This is a genomic window from Alteromonas sp. KS69 (assembly GCF_003989595.1).
Classification (GTDB): domain Bacteria; phylum Pseudomonadota; class Gammaproteobacteria; order Enterobacterales; family Alteromonadaceae; genus Alteromonas; species Alteromonas naphthalenivorans.
The window spans coordinates 1-19863 of sequence record NZ_PYHU01000048.1 but is presented as its reverse complement, the minus strand read 5'-3'; the positions used below and the strand labels follow the sequence as shown (position 1 = coordinate 19863).

22 protein-coding genes and 1 tRNA gene are annotated in these 19863 nt (G+C 41.8%); 9 read left to right on the top strand and 14 right to left on the bottom strand.

Annotated elements, in window-relative coordinates:
• Positions 1-138: 138 nt before the first annotated feature.
• The 4 genes from C7Y69_RS19395 (at position 139) to C7Y69_RS19380 (ending at position 3401) form a co-directional block, all read left to right on the top strand.
• Positions 139-1440, top strand: a complete 1302-nt coding sequence (locus C7Y69_RS19395) for a putative bifunctional diguanylate cyclase/phosphodiesterase (protein ID WP_126873878.1) — start codon at positions 139-141, stop codon at positions 1438-1440.
• Between the two features lie 90 nt (positions 1441-1530).
• Complete coding sequence (gene astE / locus C7Y69_RS19390) at positions 1531-2568, top strand: succinylglutamate desuccinylase (RefSeq protein WP_126873877.1); 1038 nt, start codon at positions 1531-1533, stop codon at positions 2566-2568.
• The gene (locus C7Y69_RS19385) at positions 2561-2962 is read left to right on the top strand and encodes an HIT domain-containing protein (protein WP_126873876.1); all 402 of its coding nucleotides are present in this window, start codon (positions 2561-2563) and stop codon (positions 2960-2962) included. Before astE ends, C7Y69_RS19385 begins: the two co-directional genes overlap by 8 nt.
• A 112-nt stretch (positions 2963-3074) precedes the next feature.
• On the top strand, positions 3075-3401 hold the full coding sequence (locus C7Y69_RS19380; protein ID WP_013784663.1) for a heavy metal-binding domain-containing protein: 327 nt from the start codon (positions 3075-3077) through the stop codon (positions 3399-3401).
• A gap of 135 nt (positions 3402-3536) precedes the next feature.
• Here C7Y69_RS19380 and C7Y69_RS19375 read toward each other — a convergent pair whose 3' ends face one another.
• From C7Y69_RS19375 to C7Y69_RS19350, 6 genes are all read right to left on the bottom strand, one after another.
• Entirely contained in the window at positions 3537-3704 is a 168-nt protein-coding gene (locus C7Y69_RS19375; RefSeq protein WP_013784662.1) for a DUF2897 family protein, read from the bottom strand.
• A 35-nt stretch (positions 3705-3739) separates the two neighbouring features.
• Entirely contained in the window at positions 3740-4438 is a 699-nt protein-coding gene (locus C7Y69_RS19370; protein WP_126873875.1) for a M15 family metallopeptidase, read from the bottom strand.
• Positions 4435-5568 carry a succinyl-diaminopimelate desuccinylase gene (gene dapE / locus C7Y69_RS19365; RefSeq protein WP_126873874.1) on the bottom strand — a complete coding sequence of 378 codons (1134 nt, stop codon included), beginning with the start codon at positions 5566-5568 and terminating at the stop codon, positions 4435-4437. The genes C7Y69_RS19370 and dapE overlap by 4 nt, the downstream gene beginning before the upstream one ends.
• A complete protein-coding gene (locus tag C7Y69_RS19360; RefSeq protein WP_126873987.1) occupies positions 5562-5897 on the bottom strand; it encodes an ArsC family reductase in 336 nt (111 codons plus the stop codon). The genes dapE and C7Y69_RS19360 overlap by 7 nt, the downstream gene beginning before the upstream one ends.
• A 96-nt stretch (positions 5898-5993) precedes the next feature.
• The gene (locus tag C7Y69_RS19355; RefSeq protein ID WP_260563872.1) at positions 5994-6497 is read right to left on the bottom strand and encodes a PTS glucose transporter subunit IIA; all 504 of its coding nucleotides are present in this window, start codon (positions 6495-6497) and stop codon (positions 5994-5996) included.
• The gene (locus C7Y69_RS19350; protein WP_126873873.1) at positions 6497-6886 is read right to left on the bottom strand and encodes an ACT domain-containing protein; all 390 of its coding nucleotides are present in this window, start codon (positions 6884-6886) and stop codon (positions 6497-6499) included. The genes C7Y69_RS19355 and C7Y69_RS19350 overlap by 1 nt, the downstream gene beginning before the upstream one ends.
• Positions 6887-7314: 428 nt before the next feature.
• Here C7Y69_RS19350 and C7Y69_RS19345 point away from each other — a divergent pair, with 428 nt between their 5' ends.
• The gene (locus C7Y69_RS19345) at positions 7315-7680 is read left to right on the top strand and encodes a VOC family protein (RefSeq protein WP_013784656.1); all 366 of its coding nucleotides are present in this window, start codon (positions 7315-7317) and stop codon (positions 7678-7680) included.
• A gap of 160 nt (positions 7681-7840) precedes the next feature.
• Here the strand turns inward: C7Y69_RS19345 and hppD are convergent, their stop codons facing one another.
• Both hppD and hmgA read right to left on the bottom strand, forming a co-directional pair.
• Positions 7841-8914 carry a 4-hydroxyphenylpyruvate dioxygenase gene (gene hppD, locus C7Y69_RS19340; RefSeq protein WP_013784655.1) on the bottom strand — a complete coding sequence of 358 codons (1074 nt, stop codon included), beginning with the start codon at positions 8912-8914 and terminating at the stop codon, positions 7841-7843.
• 331 nt (positions 8915-9245) lie between these two features.
• Positions 9246-10547 carry a homogentisate 1,2-dioxygenase gene (hmgA, locus tag C7Y69_RS19335; RefSeq protein ID WP_185864205.1) on the bottom strand — a complete coding sequence of 434 codons (1302 nt, stop codon included), beginning with the start codon at positions 10545-10547 and terminating at the stop codon, positions 9246-9248.
• 259 nt (positions 10548-10806) lie between these two features.
• Between hmgA and C7Y69_RS19330 the strand changes: the two genes are divergently transcribed.
• Positions 10807-11889: a hypothetical protein gene (locus C7Y69_RS19330; protein ID WP_013784653.1), complete on the top strand. Its 1083-nt coding sequence runs from the start codon at positions 10807-10809 to the stop codon at positions 11887-11889.
• Between the two features lie 143 nt (positions 11890-12032).
• A tRNA-Val gene (locus C7Y69_RS19325) sits at positions 12033-12109 on the top strand.
• Positions 12110-12359: 250 nt separating this feature from the next.
• On the opposite strand, the gene C7Y69_RS19320 is transcribed toward C7Y69_RS19325, so the two are convergent.
• The 3 genes from C7Y69_RS19320 to C7Y69_RS19315 form a co-directional block, all read right to left on the bottom strand.
• Positions 12360-13181: a hypothetical protein gene (locus C7Y69_RS19320; RefSeq protein WP_126873871.1), complete on the bottom strand. Its 822-nt coding sequence runs from the start codon at positions 13179-13181 to the stop codon at positions 12360-12362.
• Between the two features lie 521 nt (positions 13182-13702).
• Positions 13703-13825: a hypothetical protein gene (locus C7Y69_RS21995; protein WP_013784636.1), complete on the bottom strand. Its 123-nt coding sequence runs from the start codon at positions 13823-13825 to the stop codon at positions 13703-13705.
• Positions 13825-14217 (bottom strand): hypothetical protein, encoded by a 393-nt coding sequence (locus C7Y69_RS19315; RefSeq protein WP_013784635.1) that lies wholly within the window; start codon positions 14215-14217, stop codon positions 13825-13827. The genes C7Y69_RS21995 and C7Y69_RS19315 overlap by 1 nt, the downstream gene beginning before the upstream one ends.
• 131 nt (positions 14218-14348) lie before the next feature.
• On the opposite strand from C7Y69_RS19315, the gene C7Y69_RS19310 reads away from it, so the two are divergent.
• Both C7Y69_RS19310 and C7Y69_RS19305 read left to right on the top strand, forming a co-directional pair.
• A complete protein-coding gene (locus C7Y69_RS19310) occupies positions 14349-15371 on the top strand; it encodes a hypothetical protein (protein WP_013784634.1) in 1023 nt (340 codons plus the stop codon).
• 74 nt (positions 15372-15445) lie between these two features.
• Complete coding sequence (locus C7Y69_RS19305) at positions 15446-15658, top strand: hypothetical protein (RefSeq protein ID WP_126873869.1); 213 nt, start codon at positions 15446-15448, stop codon at positions 15656-15658.
• A gap of 1037 nt (positions 15659-16695) precedes the next feature.
• On the opposite strand, the gene C7Y69_RS19300 is transcribed toward C7Y69_RS19305, so the two are convergent.
• From C7Y69_RS19300 to C7Y69_RS19290, 3 genes are read right to left on the bottom strand one after another with little or no spacing between them, the layout of a single operon-like run.
• Positions 16696-17433 (bottom strand): hypothetical protein, encoded by a 738-nt coding sequence (locus C7Y69_RS19300; protein WP_126873868.1) that lies wholly within the window; start codon positions 17431-17433, stop codon positions 16696-16698.
• Positions 17434-17440: 7 nt separating this feature from the next.
• Positions 17441-18202 carry a hypothetical protein gene (locus tag C7Y69_RS19295; RefSeq protein WP_013784631.1) on the bottom strand — a complete coding sequence of 254 codons (762 nt, stop codon included), beginning with the start codon at positions 18200-18202 and terminating at the stop codon, positions 17441-17443.
• A gap of 27 nt (positions 18203-18229) precedes the next feature.
• Positions 18230-19483 carry a hypothetical protein gene (locus C7Y69_RS19290; RefSeq protein ID WP_013784630.1) on the bottom strand — a complete coding sequence of 418 codons (1254 nt, stop codon included), beginning with the start codon at positions 19481-19483 and terminating at the stop codon, positions 18230-18232.
• Positions 19484-19863 lie beyond the last annotated feature (380 nt).

Genomic DNA, 19863 nt, shown 5'->3' with positions numbered 1-19863 from the left:
TAATGTAAAAAGGTCTGCAATCTATAATAAGGTATAGATTCATATACTGATAACACGTTGCGCTTAGTATTAAGTCGTGTTGAACTACCGTCTGCTTATTTTAAGCACCTAGCCGCCGTTTAGTGCAAGGAAACCGTCATGAGCCAACATCATAATTCGCTGGCTACACTTCCCAATCGATTTGCGTTTATCGACACAGTCTCGAAGTGTGGTGTATTGCATCCATCATTATCACTAATGCTAGTGGATGTAGTCCGTTTCTCAGACGTAACCACCAGTTTAGGGATTAATATTGGTGACAGGTTTCTGCTAGAAATTGCTAACCGCATCCAATCTTTGTTTGGTGGTGATATTCGCCTTGGCAGAATAAGTGGTGATGTATTTGGTATTGCGTTTCTCGGTACGCGAAGTTCAGGCCAAATGCGAGACATGTTCGAACGGCTTGTTGAGCATTTCAAAACACCCATGCATCACGATGGCCATGCATTCATCGCCGATTTTAATGTAGGTGTAGTGACATCAGAGGGTCAGGCCTTTGAAATTACGGCATTTGTGTCTCGTGGAGAAGCGGCACTAAAGCAAGCAAAAGAAAATAAGTACGAAAACTTTTGCCTGTATAATATGCAAGATAAGACCGATACGGGTCGTAGCCTTGCATTAAAAGCTGATTTAAAACGTGCGTTATCGCAAAATGAATTAGAGCTTTATTATCAACCTAAAGTTAACCTTCAAACCCTTGAAGTGATTGGGGCTGAGTGCTTACTTCGCTGGAATCATCCGTTAGATGGCGTACTGTTCCCAGGCCCGCTTATTGAAGCGGCAGAATCCTATAACATGATGAATGAGTTGGGCTATTGGACGTTAGAGCAAGCGTTTAGAAGTTTAGTTGATTTTGATTTTCACCGTTTGTCGCTGACCTTGTCTGTCAACATATCGCCTACTCAGTTGTATGATAATCATCTTATCCCTTCCTTGAAGATGCTTAGTAAGACCTACGCCATGCCGCTTACTCGTATAGAGTTAGAGCTGACTGAAGATGTAGCCTTGTCTAATTCACTGATGGTGAAAAAGCAGCTTGATGAGCTTCGCGCCCTAGGGGTCGCCATTTCGGTAGATGACTTTGGGAAAGGTTACTCAAACCTTGCATACATTCGAGATCTTGATTTAAGCGCGCTTAAAATAGATAAAACCTTTGTTATAGAATTAGCGAAACATCCTGTTAATCGTGCCATTATCGAAGCTGCAAAAATTATCGGTAAAGCGAAAAACTGTGATGTCATTGCCGAGGGCGTAGAAACCATCGCTCAACTGCACATACTCCGAGAGGTGGGTGTAACGATAGGGCAGGGGTATTTGTTTTCAAAAGCCATTCCGCTGAATGACTTTATTAGTCTAGCGCAGCAAGAAATCATTGTCGGTAACTCTCCTTTACGTGCCTAAATAAAATCCCTCGGTTACGAAGGGGCAATACGTGCATTCGCTTGGCTGAGTCGCTAAACTAGTGTTATTCAAGCTACTTTTGGTTTATGTATGCAACAACTTATCGAGCAAGGAAATTTTCTTTCTTTGTCTAGAACTCAACCTGAGTTATTTACCTCCTCTATTCAATTTACGTTAGGCAATGGTACTGACGTTGCTATCGCCGCTCCCGGTATTATTGCTTTCACGCCAACGGCGAAAACGTCTATCAATAAGCATGTTGTGTTATCTAGCGGCGTTCATGGAAATGAAACGGCCCCCATCGAAATATGCGACGAGCTGGTACAGCATATTCTTACTAACAAGCTTGAGCTTAGCCATCGTGTACTTTTTCTATTTGGTAACTTACCCGCAATGGATATTGCTGAAAGGTTTGTAGAAGAAAACATGAATCGGTTGTTTAATGGCGCCCATTCGAAAGGGGAAGGATGTAACAACAGTGAGCGCAAACGTGCTAAAGCGCTAGAAGAGGCAATAACCGATTTCTTCTCTGTGGCAGCTTCTGGTGATGAGAAGTATCACTACGACCTACATACGGCTATTCGTGAGTCTAAAAATGAAAAGTTTGCGGTCTACCCGTATTTGCATGGTAAAGCGCATAGCAAAAGCCAGCTTGGATTTTTAGCTGCGTGTGGTATTCAAACCATTTTGTTATCTGAATCAGAAACCACAACGTTTAGTTACTCGTCTTCTGTGCAGCATCAAGCGCATGCCTTTACCGTCGAATTGGGCAAAGTGCAGCCATTTGGTCAAAACGACATGAGCCGTTTCGAAGCAGCAAAACAATCAATTACTGCATTAATTTGTGAAGATGATTTCAGACCTGACGTTGATATAGACTCGCTAGATATTTATCGGGTGAATCAAGTTATCAATCGCCATCAAAACGATTTTACGTTGCATTTCGATGACGACACGCCTAATTTTACCGATTATGCTAAAGGCACGGTATTGGCGACCGAAACCGGCGCTACCTACACTGCACAGCAAGACGGAGAAGCGATAGTGTTCCCTAATGCTAATGTGGCAATAGGGCAACGTGCTTTATTAACGGTAGTCCCAACAAAGCTGGAGAAACTTAGTGTTTAAGTTAGATGCAAGGCTAGAGGCTGATACGTTCTTCATTCACGATTTACCCCTTTGTAGGGTATTACTAATGAATGATAGCCAGTTTCCATGGTTAATATTAGTGCCTCGTGTAGATGGGGTAACTGAAATCATTGAATTGTCAGACGCCCAACAGCAACAGTTTTTAAGTGAGTCGGCACAGGTGAGCCGTTTACTGCAATCGCAATTTTCACCCGATAAATTAAACGTCGCAGCACTGGGTAATGTGGTCAGTCAGTTGCACATTCATCATGTTGCACGGTATAAAAGTGATATCGCATGGCCAAAACCAATTTGGGGCGCGCAAGCCGTTGTGGCTTACCCTGAAGATAAAGCCGCTGCATTGGTAGATGTGCTGAAAAAGGCATTTTCTTAATAGGCTTGGTTAACCGTGTGCTAGGTGGCTAACACTTCTGTGAATAACTTATGGTCTACTATAAGACCAAAATAAAACCCAATTTTTAAAACAACTCAGCAAGGAGCAACCCATGATAATTTCAACTACGCCTACTCTGGAAGGCCAAAAAATTGAAGCCTACTATGGCATTGTGGTTGGCGAAGCCGTGATGGGCGCTAACATAGTAAAAGATTTATTTGCCTCTATACGTGACATTGTAGGTGGCCGTTCTGGTTCATATGAAGAAGAATTAACGCGAGCAAGAAAGCTAGCGTTTACAGAACTTGAGCATGAGGCTCGCAGCATGGGTGCTAACGCAGTTGTGGGAATAGATCTTGATTACCAAGTTATCGGTGACAAAGGCAGTATGTTGATGGTGAGTATTAGCGGAACTGCAGTAAAAACATCGCCACTTTAACATGTAGTAGGTAGGCTAATTCGGACAAAGAACCTGATTCAATGCCAGCTTAAACCCAGATGTTAGCAGTTTGAATCTGGTTAGTCTTAATGTGATTAGCTTTGATGTGGTTAGCCTTCCAGCAGGGCGACTGTTTTACCAGTCGTCCTCTTCATCTTCAAATCCATTCTTCTTTTGCTTATCGTCTTTCTTTTTAAGCGGTGTTGGAAATTTAAATTTAGCGCTGTATTTTAACAGCGTGATATTGCCAACCACCACGCCCAATACAATAACGATAATAATGACAACCCAAAGCGTATCCATCACTGTCTCCGTTAAAGCTATTTAGTTGTGAAAGCTTATCTAGCCCAACTTTCACTATCCCAACTCTCGCCACGATTTAACACGTAGCGATAGTAAATTTCATCAATATGCTCCAGCACAACGGCTTTACCGTCAATGCTACTGTGTTTGATGGCAGTAGTGAGTTCCGTCAGCGAAAGCGCTTGTTCAAACTCAGTGGCAACAGCCCGGTGGCTTAGGTGCCAAAGCTCACACGCTACGCCGCCTTTATCTTCATTGAATGGGCGAAAGAACCCAAAGGTGCTCATATTCGCTTTAAGCCAATTAGCTAACAAAAAACAAGGCCCACCTTTTCGATATTCGCTATCAACTAACGAAAACTTACCGCTCCATTGTTCAACGGCGTGCTTGTCATAAACATCAAAGTCACTTCCCCAATGATGTCGACTGCCACCAGGTAACGCTGACCACATCAGTATTGCATGTAGTTTTTCTACGTTGGATAAACTGTTCGGGTTTAATACAGTGCCCTCACTATCCAACAGCGCAGCTTCGCCACGCCATTTTCTATTCCAAATAGCACACTGTTTATCAAAGTGACGAAAGCTGCTTACTAAGCACAAATCTATACCGTCATCTCGGGCGGCTTGTTGCATATTAACAAAAGCGGGTAGCACGTTGGCATGCAGGAAGTGTCCATTTCCTGCATCAACAAGGTGAGGATTGTCTTGCCCTAACCAGGTAGCTGGTTTCATGCGAGTAGATTGACCAAAATACCGTAGTACATGTCGCTTAATAACTCTAAATCACTCATTTTTACACATTCATCTATTTTATGAATGGTGGCATTTACTGGCCCTAGCTCAATAACTTGTGCGCCAGTCGGCGCAATAAATCGCCCATCAGATGTGCCGCCAGCGGTAGATAAAATGGTAGGCGTGCCACGTACATCGGCAATTGCTTTTTCAGTGGCAGTAAGCAGCGGGCCTGAGTCTGTCAAAAAAGGCTGGCCGTTAAACGTCCACTTTATGTCGTAGTCAAGTTCGTGCTTATCCAGAATGGTCGTAACGCGTTTAATGAGTTCTTGATCTGTCACTTCGGTTGAAAACCGGAAGTTAAAGCACACATGAAGCTCGCCAGGAATTACATTACCTGCACCAGTGCCGCCATTAATGTTTGAAATTTGAAAGCTGGTGGGCGGGAAAAACTCGTTGCCATTGTCCCAATGAGACTGAGCCAATTCTGTTAAGGCAGGTGTGGCGCAATGCACTGGATTTTTTGCTAAGTGCGGATAAGCAACATGGCCTTGAATACCTTTAACAGTAAGATCGCCAGTTAATGAACCACGTCGGCCATTTTTAACAATATCGCCCACTTCATCGGTCGAAGATGGTTCGCCAACCACACACCACGTGATTTTTTCATTTCGTGCTTCAAGGGTATCGATAACACGAGTAGTGCCATTGATAAACGGGCCTTCTTCGTCACTGGTAATAAGATACGCAATACTACCTTTGTGATCAGGATAATCGGCTACAAATTTACGGGTTGCGACTAACATTGCGGCCAAACTGCCTTTCATGTCGGCAGCACCACGGCCATGTAAATAGCCGTCTACTTCAGTAGCCGTAAAAGGCGGGGTTTTCCATGCGCTTTCTGGACCACTGGGAACCACATCGGTGTGACCAGCAAAGCAAAAGACAGGACCTTCGTTACCACGACGTGACCACAGGTTGGTGGTATCGTCAAACACCATAGTTTCATTGTTAAACCCCAAGGTACCTAAAAAATCTTTCATGGCTTCTTGGCAACCCTCATCTTCAGGGGTAACCGAACGCCTATTCATTAAGTTTTTAGCAATGTCTATTACGTTATCGTTTAACAAAATATTTCCTCATACTGCGCAGGTTTAAAGCCAATGTGAAACGTGCCGTTATGGTTTAAAATAGGGCGCTTCACCATCGCAGGGTGTTCAAGTAACAAAGCGAGTGCCTTTTCGCGGGTGATATCTGTTTTATCACTGTCATCGAGTTGGCGAAAAGTCGTGCCACGTTTGTTCAACATCACTTCATAACCAAGACTGGCTTCAGCGTTGGCAAGAAAATTGGCGTCTATACCGTCTTTTCTGTAATCGTGAAAAGTAAATTCGATGTTGTTCTCAGTAAGCCATTTTTTGGCTTTTTTGATCGTGTCGCAATTTGCGATGCCATACATTGTTGTACTCAAAAGGATACTCCGTTACAGCGTGAAGTTAGTGTAAGTGCATAATAAGCTCGTTATTATACATTTTCAAAAAGGGTTCGAACTTGCCTAAATATAAAGGGTTAACAGCGTGTCGTTACCCGCATCAACAAATTTTTGATGCGTTGGTAGAACGCCTATTAATGCTTTGGCATTTAATAAGGTCATTATACAAATATTTTCCACGCCTTGTTGTTTTAGCCACGCGGAATTAACACTAAATAACATAGCACCGGCTTTAATCTGTTCGCCTTGTCTTAACTGAGTTAAAAATTGCGCACCGTGCAGCATTTGGGTGTGTAAGCCATATTTGATTCGACACTTAAGCCCAAAAGAAGATCTAATTTCAATTGAATAGTCGAGGGGATCTATTTTCATTACTGTTGCATTAAATGGGGATACCACTTTACTGGAAGCGGTGGTAAGCGCTAAACCTGGCCCCCATGCTCCAACATTGATTAGATCATCATTAACGTGTTGCAGTAACACACATTGGCCTGACACCGGTGATGCGATTGGAATGGTTTTTTTAAACTGTTCAGGAGGCGATGTCAGTTGCTTTTCTATTAACACTACTTGCCCTCAAGAACCGTATAACCTGCATTTCTTAATGCCTTTGTTGCATCAGCAAGTTTATTATCTTTCACAAGGAAAAAATCGGTTTCGAATGTCGATACAACAAAAATAGCGACTTTCACGGCGGCAAGCACCGCGCCTATCTGCGCCATAATACCTACCATAGATAAATGCAGCGGGCCGAGCAGTTCAAGTGCTCGCCAGCCTTCGTCAGAATCTAGTGAATCTACATCTACATTCGACGGGATAACAATAGACAATTCATCTTCTGTTTTGCCCAAGAAAAAAAGCGGGCTTTGAAGTACATTTGCAGGAATTGCACTGTCGCCATCTAGGCTGTGGATCGTAAATGGTTGGGGAAGTACTGAGAGTGTTTGTTTTGGCATGAATAACCGGAAAAAAAGGTTTCAATCAAAGTATCCACATTAAAACACTATCTGTGGTTAAGTGCTACGTGTTATCCACTTAATCTGTGGATAAGTTTGTTGAGTAGTTTGGGGCTTTTGTTTAAAGTCTTGAAATTAAACAATAAAATAAACTGTACAAACAATAGTCAGTGGATAACATTTACCTATTCACAAGCATTTTCCACAGCCTCTGTCTATACATATTTAAAAATTGTTCTGCTTATTTTGCAATTTCTTGTCTTGACACTGCTGTCTTTTATCCAACGTAATAAACCGGATCGCCACGTGGTTTTTTATCAATGGCTGTGCAATTATCAAAGAGTACTATATTTAAATACTGGGTTTACATACTAGGTTACAGACTGGCTTGATGACCTAATAATGCCAAACCTCAAAAGGGGAATGATATGAGCGATAGTTTATGGATGGATATCACCACTGAAGACGCTGATGCCCTAGCTGATTTTTATGTGAATGTAATGGGCTGGAAAAAAGAAGCCTTCGATATGGGCGGCTACAACGATTATGTGATGATGAAAGAAGATGGTAGCCCTGCTGGTGGTATATGTCACAAGCGAGGCTGCAATAGTAATATTCCTGGCGGGTGGGTGCCGTATTTCACGGTAGCCGAATTAGACTCAGCATTGGCCGCTTCTAAAAGCGCTGGTGGGCAGCAAATAGGAGATATTCGCCATCATGGTAAATCTCGCTTTTGTATTATAAAAGACCCTTCAGGGGCGTGTTGTGCACTTTATGAACAAGGCGAAGAGTAAAAGGGCACTACCAGAACACGGCAAGTACACGCTGAGGAAAGGAGGGGAAAGATTAGGAAAGGTTAGGAATACACAGGGTGATGTCAGCTTCAGGCTAAGGGGGCTGACATCACTAACACCACTATGTGTAAAATTTTTGAGCAAGCATTGATTAGGGCGACTATTTATTTAATACGCCGCGATTTACCTGATCCCGCTCAATCGATTCAAATAACGCTTTAAAGTTGCCTTCTCCAAATCCATCGTCTTCTTTGCGCTGAATAAACTCGAAAAACACTGGGCCAAAAACGGTTTCTGAGAAAATTTGCAGTAGCAAACGAGGAGACTCGCCTTCCGTGGTGCCGTCTAACAAAATACCTCGTTGTTTAAATTCTCCAACAGGCTCACCGTGGCCGGGTAAGCGCTCTTCTAACATGTCGTAATAAGTATCAGGAGGTGGGGTCATAAACTTCATGCCCTTCGCTTTAAGTTTATCTAAGCAGCTTATAAGGTCGTCACAAGCAAAGGCAATATGCTGGATACCTTCACCGTTGTATTGCATTAAAAATTCTTCGATTTGACCGCCACCGCCCACGGCTTCTTCATTAAGTGGAATTCGAATTTTGCCATCAGGCGCGGTCATGGCTTTAGATAGTAAACCCGTGTATTCACCCTTAATGTCAAAATAGCGAATTTCGCGAAAGTTAAACAACGATTCGTAGAATTTCGCCCAATGATTCATTCGGCCGCGATACACATTGTGAGTAAGGTGATCCAGCGTGTGGAAGCCACAACCTTCAGGGTGTCTGTCTACCCCTTCAATCCATGTGAAATCGATATCATAAATGGTGTTTTCGCCTTGATAGCGATCGATTAAATAAAGCATGGCACCGCCGATACCTCTGATAGCCGGCAGTTTTAATTCCATTGGGCCCGTGTGGGTGTCCATAGGTTGAGCGCCGCGCTTTAGCACTTCAGAATAGGCGTGCTGAGAGTCTTTAACGCGAAAGGCCATGCCACACGCTGAAGGGCCGTGTTCTTCGGCATAGTAAGAAGCGTGGCAATTTTTTTCATAGTTACTTAAAAGATTGATATCGCCTTGGCGCCACAGCTCCACCTCTTTTGATTTATGCTTGGCCACAAGGGTGAAACCCATCGCTTCAAACATAGGCTCCAATAAACCCTTTTTAGGCGCGGTAAATTCTAAAAACTCAAAACCATCTAACCCAATTGGGTTTTCAAATACGTCTGCCATTTTCTTTCTCGCTTACTGAAGTCACTGCCTTTGCGTTAGTTAATTAGTTTTTGATATTGAACCCACGCTAAGGCGATTGTAATTAGAAGAGATGATTGTAATGGTGAGGTAAATATAAGGGCAATAGAGTGTTAAAACACGACGAGAGCCGTTGTAGCGTATTAAGTGTAACGTTTAGTTTTCAGCTGTGTGAAAACGCAATTTAATCTGGTTTTTAACGGTGTAACCAGCTGAATTTAAATGTTTTATTTTTATTTATGGTCAACTAGGGAATGTTCATAAATACATACATTCAAAGAATTTCCCTACTATTATGATTTTTATATAGTACTTATATCTTACCGTCGAAATGCTTCGTTATTCCTTTCCAACAATCGATATAGTCTGTTTGGCGCAGTGGAGTACTAAGTGCAAACTCAGTTGGGGCAATAGGAAAGCGAGATTCAAACATAAACGCCAGTGTATTTTCGTATTTCTGTGGGGCTAATTCTGTATTCGAGGCAGCTTCAAATACAGAAGCTTCGGGGCCATGAGGGGTAAAGCAATTATGTAAACTCATACCACCAGGCGCAAAGCCTTTTTCTTTAGAATCATAACTCCCCTCAATTAAACCCATAAATTCACTCATCACATTTCTATGAAAATAAGGCGGGCGGAAGGTATTCTCAGCCACCATCCAGCGTGGGGGGAAAATGACAAAATCTACATTGGCAGTGCCTTCAAGTTCCGAAGGCGAGGTTAGCACCGTAAATATGGAAGGGTCGGGGTGGTCAAAACTGACGGTATTAATTACGTTAAAATTTTTAAGATCATATTTGTAAGGCGCTGAATTACCTACCCACGCCACGACATCAAAAGGCGAATGTGGAAGCGGGGCTTGGTATAAATGGCCACAAAATTTGTTAATGATGACATGGGGCGTGTCTACATCCTCAAACCATGCAGTGGGGTACAAAAAGTCTCTTTGATTGGCAAACCCGTTTGCGCCTGCGGGGCCTCGCTCAGATAAAACAAATGACTGCCCATAGTTTTCACAAATATACCCTCGAATTGCGCCATCAATAGGAGTAACGCTAAAGCGAACCCCACGAGGGATCACCATAATTTCACCTGCAGATAGATGTAATTTGCCAAACTCAGTTTTTACTTCCATGTTTCCATGTTGTGGAACGAACAGCATCTCACCGTCGGATGAGTAAAATACCTTATTCCCCATAGACGAATTCGCACTATAGCAGTGAATGCCGATGCCGATTTGCTGATTAGCGTCGCCGTTCGTGGCTATGGTCACTAAACCTTCAATAAAGTCTATGTTGCTACTCTCATCAATTAGGGGGAGAGGATCCCAACGCATTACATTTGGCGGGCACGGCGATTGCGTTTGAGGGCCAGTTTGAAGCTGTGTGTTTTTATAAGGTGAAAAATCACCCATAGCAACAGAAGGCCGAATTCGATAAGTCCAACTGCGTCTATTTTTAGTCCGAGGCGCGGTAAATGCACTGGTGCTGACTTGCTCAGCGTAAAGTTTATAATTAACTTTCTGCGGGCTAAATTGCCCTTTGGGTAGTGCATTAGGCAAGGCTTCAGTTTCATGCTCATTATTAAAACCCGACAAATAAGTTAGTTGACTCACAATACCCACCTTTCAAATACTGCTGATGCTAAACGCTTCTATTTACGTAGCGTAAATATTAATAAAAAGTAAATCAATTGCGTGGCTAGAATAGGGCCCTTATAAAAAATTGATGTGTGATGATTTGTTTACGCGGGTGGAAACTTCAACATCAAATGCACTGCTTATAGTTGTGGTTTCATAAAGGTGATGGACGGCCCATTGATTTTACGGCTTTTACTGATAAATTAGGCGCATACATGATAAGTAGAGTCAATACGTGGCACCGCTAGAAATTTATGCCGGCAATGGGGCAATGAATACCATTAAGCAGCAAGGCTTTCACCCTGAAATATTTAGTTATTTTCTCGGCGCTTCAGGCGGTCCAAAATGGTTTTCACTTGCAGGTTTAGACAGAGTACTGTTCCCTGAGTGGTTTAGTAATGTAGAACATCAAATACATGTTATAGGGTCTTCTGCGGGGGCATTTAGGGCTATTTGTGCAGTACAAAACGACCCGCTTGCAGCCATAAATCGGCTAGCCACGTCTTATTCAACCACTACTTACAGCGATAAGCCTACTCCTGCGGAAATAACCCGCAAGGCGGAAGCGTTAGTAAAAGAAATGGTGGATAGCGAAGGAAAAAAAGAGGTGTTGGCCAACGAGCGATTCAAAGCACACATCTTTGTGGCCAAATGTTTAGGGGCTACCCGGCGCGAGCATAAGTTTTCGCAGTTATCGGGCCTTGCGATGAGTGCTGCCGCTAACGCGGTCACGCGAAAGAACTTAGGTAGGTATTACACACGCTGTATTTTTTCGTCGCCAAATACAGAATTTTCAATTAAAGACCCGTACCAATTGCCCACCGAACATTACGAATTAAATAACGAAAATATCCACAATGCACTGCTTGCCTCCGGTGCTATTCCCGTTGTGCTAGAAGGAATAAGAGATATTGCGGGGGCTCCGCAAGCTATGTATCGCGATGGCGGTATAGTTGATTATCATTTTGACCTAGAATTTGGCCCTGACAAAGGTTTAGTGTTATATCCACACTTTTACCCTAAGCCCATTCCGGGTTGGTTCGACAAGGGCTTAAAACGCCGCGTGGCACATAAAAATAGTTACGACAATGTGGTCATGCTAGTGCCATCTGCCAAGTTCGTTGCAAGCCTGCCATACGGTAAAATTCCAGATCGAAAAGACTTCGAGCAACTCGATGCCACTACCCGTATTAAGTACTGGCAAACGGTATTGCAGGAAACCGATAGGTTAGGGGAGTACTTTATGAAAATAGCGAGTGATGGCAGTATTGTTGATAAAATCAAGCCGTTGCCATTTATGCAGCGTGAGAACGTTTAATTCGGTGTGAAATTGCTCACTTTTTCAATAAATGGTGGCAAATCAATCAAACACACACCTTAAACACAAAATAAGCTTGCAGGACGCACTGCGCATCGCTATGATACGCGCCGTCCTTCAGGCAGTTCTGCCGAAGTATATTTGCGACTATAGCTCAGTTGGTTAGAGCGCTACCTTGACATGGTAGAGGTCCCCTGTTCGAATCAGGGTAGTCGCACCATCTATTTTTCCCCTAAGAATTTTTTCTAGCGTCATTTTAAAAATATTTAAGATTCCTAACTCATTGACAGTATTGAACTAATCGGTTTTACGCAGTTTTTTCAGGATTTGTGTTTATTTTCGTTTTTTCCTTTAAAAACAGATAAATACTGTCAGAATGGTCACGAGTGGTCACAATTCGTGACCACTCGTGACCAAATCTAGATTTCACTCCTTTGTTATTTGCCGTTAAAAACCATGGCGTTTTTCTCTTATGGCATTTTGTATTTAACAAAGTCACTTAAGAACATTTCACTATTCTGCTTCATACAACCACGAATTAAATAATGCAATGCCGATTTTTCGTGAGGTTTTAGGAGAGCGGTATCGCGAAATAATGTGCTGCTTGTAGATATGCCGTATCCATTTGCCGAGCACTTAACACTGAATAACGTCACGCCATCAATCGATGCAAATGCAATATATTCATTATCCCCAGTATTTCTGAAAAACAGATGAAGGCGCACTTGATTATCTAAAAGTATGAAGTGGCCATTTGAATAAAATAAGTTATCTTTTAACCCCAAGTTTGGATGAGCGCACAAAAGTAAAATGGATTCGGCGGAAATAGCCATTTCCGATTCAAAAGCATATTTCTTCACTTTTACAAGCTTTAAGCTCCCGCTTTTTAATGTTGAGCGATGCATGCCTTTTTCGGCAGAAGCTTCTTTTAAGCTGGTAAATGTGCGCCCTTCTGAATCTGTGACAATTAAAGCATTGCTATGACGGGTAGGGGAGAGACCCGGCAGGTTAAGCCACTCTCTAATACGTCTTCGCCTCAAAGATAGACGTTTTCCCACGCTACTCGCTTTTATTCCCTCTTGAGCAGCAAATTGTTCGATACGGTTTTGATAGTTCATCGTTGGCAGTTTTCGCTCAACAATTTCAAGTGCTTCATAAATGTTCCATCCGCAGCGAACGCGTTCAAGCACTTTGTCGCTATTTAATCCGAAGGCTCTGGCTGCTGCGGACAAGCTATCGTAGAGTTGGCCTTGTACTTCAACTTGCTTACTATTAGATTCATAAGATGTCATGGAATTACTCCTTTCAGTTAAATTCCATAACAGTGTGTTAAGTTTTACGTAAATTTTAAAAAAAATGTGGCAATGCAAACATAAAGCTTGAGCTTAAGTGTAAAAATTGAGGAATTAATTGCTTTCTGCGCGCGTCAATGATGGTCGGTCCGGGATAAACGAACAAATGGATATAAAACGGTTGTAGTGGGCAACTGTGCAGAATCTCGCAGATAAATGCAGAATAATGAACAAAGGTATTAGAGTATCTGAGTTAACGTAATTAATGGACGCTCAGTGAAAGCGGCGAGACTGTCACTTTAAAAGATAGCAATTGCTCTACTGCTGATTAGGAGAAGTGCTTCTATTTTTCATAATCTTACTATTAATGTACCGGCCGCTATGAGTGAGAGGTGGGCTAGCATTTTACAAGAGGTAATGGGCCGCTAAAGACCTTGAGTTTAATCAATGCGCGCAACGTGGGTGCTGTTCACCCGCTGCGTAACCAAGGAAGGCATGCACTGTGGTACCCCGGTATGGCTTCATAGTCGGCGTAACGACACCGCTTCTTGCCCCGTCCATTCGTGTTCGGGCAATTGCCAGCTGGTAAGCAAGTTATTTACGTCGGTATCTAAATTAATCGGGTTATCTTGGCGGTATTTCATCAGTACTGTCGCAAATGCGGGTTTTGAAATACTGCCTGCTTGGAATACTGTTTTTCATCAACAACCCGCTCGGTAGTTACGTCTTTAACGCCGCTTTCCATGGTCCAAGCCAGTTGCCAATTTCGCATGAAAGCTACCGACACGCTAGGCGCTTTGTAGTTCGCCAGTCGTTGTTCTAAAGACCAATAATCAACTTTTTGGCTTTCAATGCGAATGCGCTCACTTAACCCTGTTTTTAAAAAGTTGGCTTTTTGTGATTCTTTGACTGGCGAGGGTGAAGCTGTTTGCGTTTCGGGTTTTGCACAACCCACTAATGAAACTAGGCAGATGGAAAATGCAATAGCGGTAGGTGTTTTGGCTGGTTTTGTGTTAGGTATTCTATAACGCAGCACATTTCAGAGGGGTACTTTTTTTTCTATCTATATTAGTTATGTGTTTGATAACGGTGGTTATAGATGGCATTTTACGTTATAAATCCAAATGCATTCGTGGTGTGTATAAATCCAAGAGAAAGGACTTTCGTTTGACATATTTGAGGAAAAGAGTAGTTTTTTGTATACTACGTATTGTAAAATGCAACTTTAAGGAGATTTCAGATGCGTGCAACAACAGAAAGTGGTCCAAAAGTTTACTAATACTATCGCTTGTTTTTAGTTCGACAAACGCTCTTGCTCAAACCCAGAGCGAACCCATTGCCGAGCCTAAGCAAGATGTCGTGGCAACAGCGCCTAACAATAACTCTGTTGCCACGAACAAACCCACTCAGTCAGTAGAAAATCTACCCATACCGCCCAAAAAGTCAGTAAGCACAACCCCAGTTAACATTGTTAATAAACCCGGTACTCTCTTTAATGTAGATCCAGACGACGCACTTGTAATAATGCGTATGCTTGTCACGATTGCCGCCCTCATTTTCAGTACAATGTTAATCCCTTTCATACGCTACGTGCATAACTTGCGAAGCGTAAAGCTTAGTTATCTTGAATTTTTTAAAGCTGACATTGATAGCGTCATGCAGCGTTATCACCATGTATTAACACAAGATGAATTGGCTTTAAAATATCCCGATTGTCATATGAACAAGCCATGGTTAAAAACCCTAAAAGATGGTGGTTATAAAAACGAAATACCCCATGAAATCGTTCTTATAGACGATCTTTTAAAACGGGCTCTCAACGAGGTCAGCAATGATGTCGCTTACTTTCCAGTCATAACTTATACTTCGATGCCCTCAACTAACACTAGCCATGATAATCCTCTCTGGAAATTAAAGCGTGAGCATACCAAAGTCATTTCGGAGTACCTTAACTCCGAAGTTGAGGTGCAGGAAACAACGCGTATGCTTTATTCTTCACCTATCTTTGACTGGATTAACAGTAATGATCAAGAGCAACGAATGCGTTGGATCCGAGGGGCTGAGTCTTTGTTAGATGAAATAGCCAAGCATTATATAAGAGTAAGACGCCTAAACGATTTGTTGAATAAGCTATTAAAGCCAAAATTTTTTTTATGGATAAAATGGTTGCGATTCTACCCTAGCGTGTAATAGGCAGTTAACCTGCCACGCGACCAGCTGAGCATTATTACAATTTTAACGATTGATAAAAAAGGGGCTAACTGATGGAAAATGATAAACAACCACTGTTTCAACTATTGGAAATAAAATTTCTTCTAATAATAACAGCTGTCGTTGCTGTTTTTCTTTATTTCCTTCAGTATTTTGGTCAAAGTAAAACGGAAAATTTATTGTTTGTGATCCCAGTTGTACTTTTGTGGCTACCACATATTTTTGGTAAAAAATTAGAAGCGTTTTTCCCGAAAGCATTTCAATGAAGATCGCTCTGATAGAGTCATCGCGTTCATCGAATCTGGCGAGCCAACAGGACTTAACTTCGAAACGTTAATGAATTATATCAGTAATCTGACTATTAACGGCCTACTAATATCAAGCTCTGTTTATGTTTTAGAGAATTGGGGTTGGTGCGGTTACTTTATAGGGGGGATTATATTCCTAGTAGCATTGATATTTATGCTTTTTACGATTTTAAACTTTGCGCATAACATAGCAGTTAGATCAGAGTCTAAACAAGTCTCCGAGAGCAAAGTGCCTGAGAACAGAAAAATGAATCAATCAGGCTTAGCCATATTTTCCATATTGTCTTTTCCTTTAATCGTTATAATTTCAATAGTAGTTCCCGCTGTTTTGGGAATAATTTCGGAATAGGTACACATGAATATTCATTCAATAGAAAATTGTAAATGCGGTTCAAAGCCTCTAATGCCTAGCAAAGTCAAAGGGCTCACCAATGGGTTTTTAATTCGTTGTGCTAAAACGTCTTGTACAGAGGGTAGGGAAAACAAATTGCATTGACAGATGGAATGAAATGGCTTCGGCCTAAGAGTGAGTTCTTAAGCAGCCACGTTGGTGTGGCTGTGCAGGGCTACTTATTACATTGTCATTGCACTATGGAAAGTGTCAGATAGATTTTCTTTTATTTCTTCCGTTACCTTCTCACATAAACCGCTATAGTGGTTCACCATTATCACTCTTGTTATGTCAGTGAATAAGAAAAATCAACGCCATGAGCTGTATCTTGCAAAGCCTTTCAAAAACAGCCCTGAGGGCATTTTTGAAGTGGATTGGCTAAATGCTAGAATGAGAAAGAGATTTATCTTACTGCTGGAGCGTTGGTTGGCCTTGCTATGAATTGGAATTACAGTGTGTCGATAATTTTCATGTAAATCTGCTGCTCACTAGGGTGAAAAATGAATAGCTCCAAGGTCCGGTTTACGCTCACAGCAGCCGCTCAAACAAGAAAAAATGCAAGCCAGCTATTGGCACTTTACAGCAGCACCAGTGAGTAGTTTAGTTAATCCTTTTTGTTACTTATATAACTAAGTCCTTCTATAGCTTGTTTACGCTTGATACCACTGTTATTTTCACTGGTCAACCACTTGTTAAAGTGTCCGTTCAGTCCTGAAGGATGAGAGACGTGAACCCATAAAAAACCATCAGCTTGTATACTGACGTCATTAATCTGCTTGAACGTATCGCTGAATAGCCGCTTTAATACGGTTCGGATTGATTTTAAGTACGCGTCGCTGTTACCGAGTAATATTACTGCTCTAATACTTTTGGGTAGGTCTCGCAAATACCTATCAGTACAATTTTCGATGATCTGTGGTATTTCTTGAAAAGCTCTGTTGATTACAGGGCCAATGCACGAATAGCCACAATTCAATCCGTTTTTGATTTCAGCTTTGGATACGCTACAGCGAATCAACGAGCCAAACGCAATATTCGAATGAGGATCTTCAATTTTGCTGTCGACACAACAGTCATGCTCTAATACATCAACTACGTGCAGTGCTTTCGTTAACCGGTTTCTCATTTTCGCAAAAGCAACATCCTCGAACCGCTCCTGTTCAAATAGGTTTGCTTGCGTAAATCCTTTAGAAAAGCCCAGAACAAGATATTCCGGGTTAGATGAACCCCAAGCACCAGGGTTGTTAACCATGCGCCAGTGCAATGCGGGTTCAAATACTTTTTCCTTTATACCTTGGTAACAGACTCTACATTCTATTTTTCCGTGTTCGGGTAACATCATTCTGTCCTTAGTCTAGGTTAAAGAAATTGGTATTTGACAATATTTCATCTAGAGATAACTCGTTTCTGGCTTTGAAGGCATCTATTAATTCCCCCGCTTCGTTGATGCACACGAAATCATTTTCGCTTTGATTGAGTAACACATAAGCTTGCTGGAAATCCTGCTCTTGTTTAAAAGAAAACATTTCTTTAGAGAGAACGGTGTTAAACACATAAACATCAAGCTTTGCATGATATGTAGCGACCACAACATGCTTTCCGCTAACGAAAAAGAGTTTGGCTGTCTGTCTATCGGACGTTCGGTGATGCTTGTCAAGCCACAGAACCATGCTCATCAACATGTTTTTAATGTTTTGTGTTTGTAGGGGCGAAGCACGTTGATGCACCCGTTGTAAAAAGTGTTCATGTACATAGCACTTTGATGAGTAGTGGTGGTAAGGCTGCCTTCTAACTCTTATGTTTCGTGTGATTACTCTTTCGCAAATTATGCAGTGCAATATTCCTAGCTCGCCAAAGTCAGCGTGGTCAGGGTTAATTGCAAGATTCAGTGAGTCGAAGTGCCAGCTACTGTTTTGCTTATCTATTCTATGAAATAGCAATAGGTCACCATACATATCAAAGATATTCTGTACGTAAGCGGTCATACTTTTTCTGGAAAAGGGTTTATTTTGGCCAACTCTTTTTTCGGCTTCAGCGTTGTATTTGTCGAGAACATCATTTGCTACTCTGAACGTGCCTTTGACTTGTGCCTTAGCTATTGATGAATGCATTGAAAAATCCTTATGTAACAATGTTTTTTACAGAAGTTGGCTAATTAGGCGTTCTGCATGATCAAATGATTTTACTTTTACTTTCGCAATAGCCGCGGTATGAAACTCTTTATAAGTATGAAGACCGCTATGCCTCCCAACACCATCTTCAGAAGATTCGTACCAAGTTATTTCAAAGTCGCTTGAATTGAGTCGCTTTGCCATATTGTGAGTCACCCAAATACTCGGTGTTTTCGTTCGTTCGATGGCGATCGACAGGCTGCCTTTTTTTAATGCAAAAAGTTTCTTATTTTTGCTCCTGTCATCAGGGTGAGTAGAAAAATCATATTCTACTTTTAGGTAGTCGCCGAGATTATCAGCGGTGAAAGAAATATTCGGTTTTTGAAATACGTTTGGTTTGGCAGTGGCTTCAAGGGTATCACGATCCCCTGACTGTTCTGAGGGACGTAAGTAGTTTTCCAATGAAGAGCTATTAGCCAATGCCGAATTCATTTCATGCGCTACGTTCTCCACTGCCACAATAAGAGACGGCAAATCAAGATTCAATTTCCCCAAAAAACTTCCAATTTTGCGAGCAATGTCACCGTAGAGGGAAAATAAAGCGATAAACTTAATATTGCTATCAGAGTCAGCATTAACACCTGTTTTCGAATAAACCGTTTCCAAGGTATCAACGAGGTTATACTTGATAGCGCGTTGCTCTATCGCATAAATGAGCGCACTGCAGGTTCTTACGCTAGATAAATCCAATGGGGCGTCAAGAGACACACTATCGTACTGCTTAAAAGGTTTGAAACGCTCCTGTGACTCTAAGTATTGACGTAGTTCATGATTATTCATTGCTGCCAGCGATTTAAGAGAAACCATGTTTTTGAGCGTGCTGACCTTAACACCCAAAACAGCAGCCACGGCTTCGTGGGTGATTTCGCAGTAGTTCGCGACGTATTCGTCCTCAACAATGTAGAGCGATGAATATAGCCCTAAGCAACTAACCGCCGTAGTGAGAGTAGGGTACTCTTCCTCGATGTTCATGTTGTTAGCGACAGTTGGCAACATAGTTTCCATCGTTTCGACGAACGCCACTAAATCGAATTCATTAAACCCTAGAAAGTTATCCATAGTTCCAAAGTTCGCTAGTTCAAACGCTATATCCGTAAATCTGTAAAATCGTGTTTCATTGAATTTGGCATTCATTTCTAATCCAAGTATGGACGTGATCTTTTCGCAGAAAGCTTCTAAAAACTGCTCTCTTTCTATTTGAAATTTATTTCTATCCAACATAATTAACTCTCCCAAAAAGTCATATTGAAAACTGCAATTACAAAATAGCATCATTTTGTATTTTATTGCAAGCTTAAATGATGAAGGTGAGTCATTCGTGTGTTCGTTGTATTTAGTTTGGGAAGTGTAATGATTTTTTAGAGTAATAATTTTTCGGAATGGAAGGGGAAGTGGAGAGTAGGCTAGCATCCAATACTGATACGAAGGTTTCAGCGCTAGATTATTATCAATTTTTTTCTATGCGGAACGTTTGCGATTTCCCCTAGAGAAAAACTACTAAGGGAAATGCATCTTTGGGGGTAGAGAAGGTTAAAAAGAGAGGTAACTGTCAGATCAAGTCTGAGCTAGTACAAATTATGTTGTTAACACCAAGCGACTTT

Coding starts and splice junctions, on each gene's coding strand:
- C7Y69_RS19395 (WP_126873878.1), top strand. CDS start 139: ATGAGCCAACATCATAATTCGCTGGCTACACTTCCCAATCGATTTGCG.
- astE (WP_126873877.1), top strand. CDS start 1,531: ATGCAACAACTTATCGAGCAAGGAAATTTTCTTTCTTTGTCTAGAACT.
- C7Y69_RS19380 (WP_013784663.1), top strand. CDS start 3,075: ATGATAATTTCAACTACGCCTACTCTGGAAGGCCAAAAAATTGAAGCC.
- C7Y69_RS19375 (WP_013784662.1), bottom strand. CDS start 3,704: ATGGATACGCTTTGGGTTGTCATTATTATCGTTATTGTATTGGGCGTG.
- C7Y69_RS19370 (WP_126873875.1), bottom strand. CDS start 4,438: ATGAAACCAGCTACCTGGTTAGGGCAAGACAATCCTCACCTTGTTGAT.
- C7Y69_RS19360 (WP_126873987.1), bottom strand. CDS start 5,897: ATGTATGGCATCGCAAATTGCGACACGATCAAAAAAGCCAAAAAATGG.
- C7Y69_RS19350 (WP_126873873.1), bottom strand. CDS start 6,886: ATGCCAAAACAAACACTCTCAGTACTTCCCCAACCATTTACGATCCAC.
- C7Y69_RS19345 (WP_013784656.1), top strand. CDS start 7,315: ATGAGCGATAGTTTATGGATGGATATCACCACTGAAGACGCTGATGCC.
- hppD (WP_013784655.1), bottom strand. CDS start 8,914: ATGGCAGACGTATTTGAAAACCCAATTGGGTTAGATGGTTTTGAGTTT.
- C7Y69_RS19320 (WP_126873871.1), bottom strand. CDS start 13,181: ATGACATCTTATGAATCTAATAGTAAGCAAGTTGAAGTACAAGGCCAA.
- C7Y69_RS21995 (WP_013784636.1), bottom strand. CDS start 13,825: ATGAAATACCGCCAAGATAACCCGATTAATTTAGATACCGACGTAAAT.
- C7Y69_RS19305 (WP_126873869.1), top strand. CDS start 15,446: ATGGAAAATGATAAACAACCACTGTTTCAACTATTGGAAATAAAATTT.
- C7Y69_RS19300 (WP_126873868.1), bottom strand. CDS start 17,433: ATGATGTTACCCGAACACGGAAAAATAGAATGTAGAGTCTGTTACCAA.
- C7Y69_RS19295 (WP_013784631.1), bottom strand. CDS start 18,202: ATGCATTCATCAATAGCTAAGGCACAAGTCAAAGGCACGTTCAGAGTA.
- C7Y69_RS19290 (WP_013784630.1), bottom strand. CDS start 19,483: ATGTTGGATAGAAATAAATTTCAAATAGAAAGAGAGCAGTTTTTAGAA.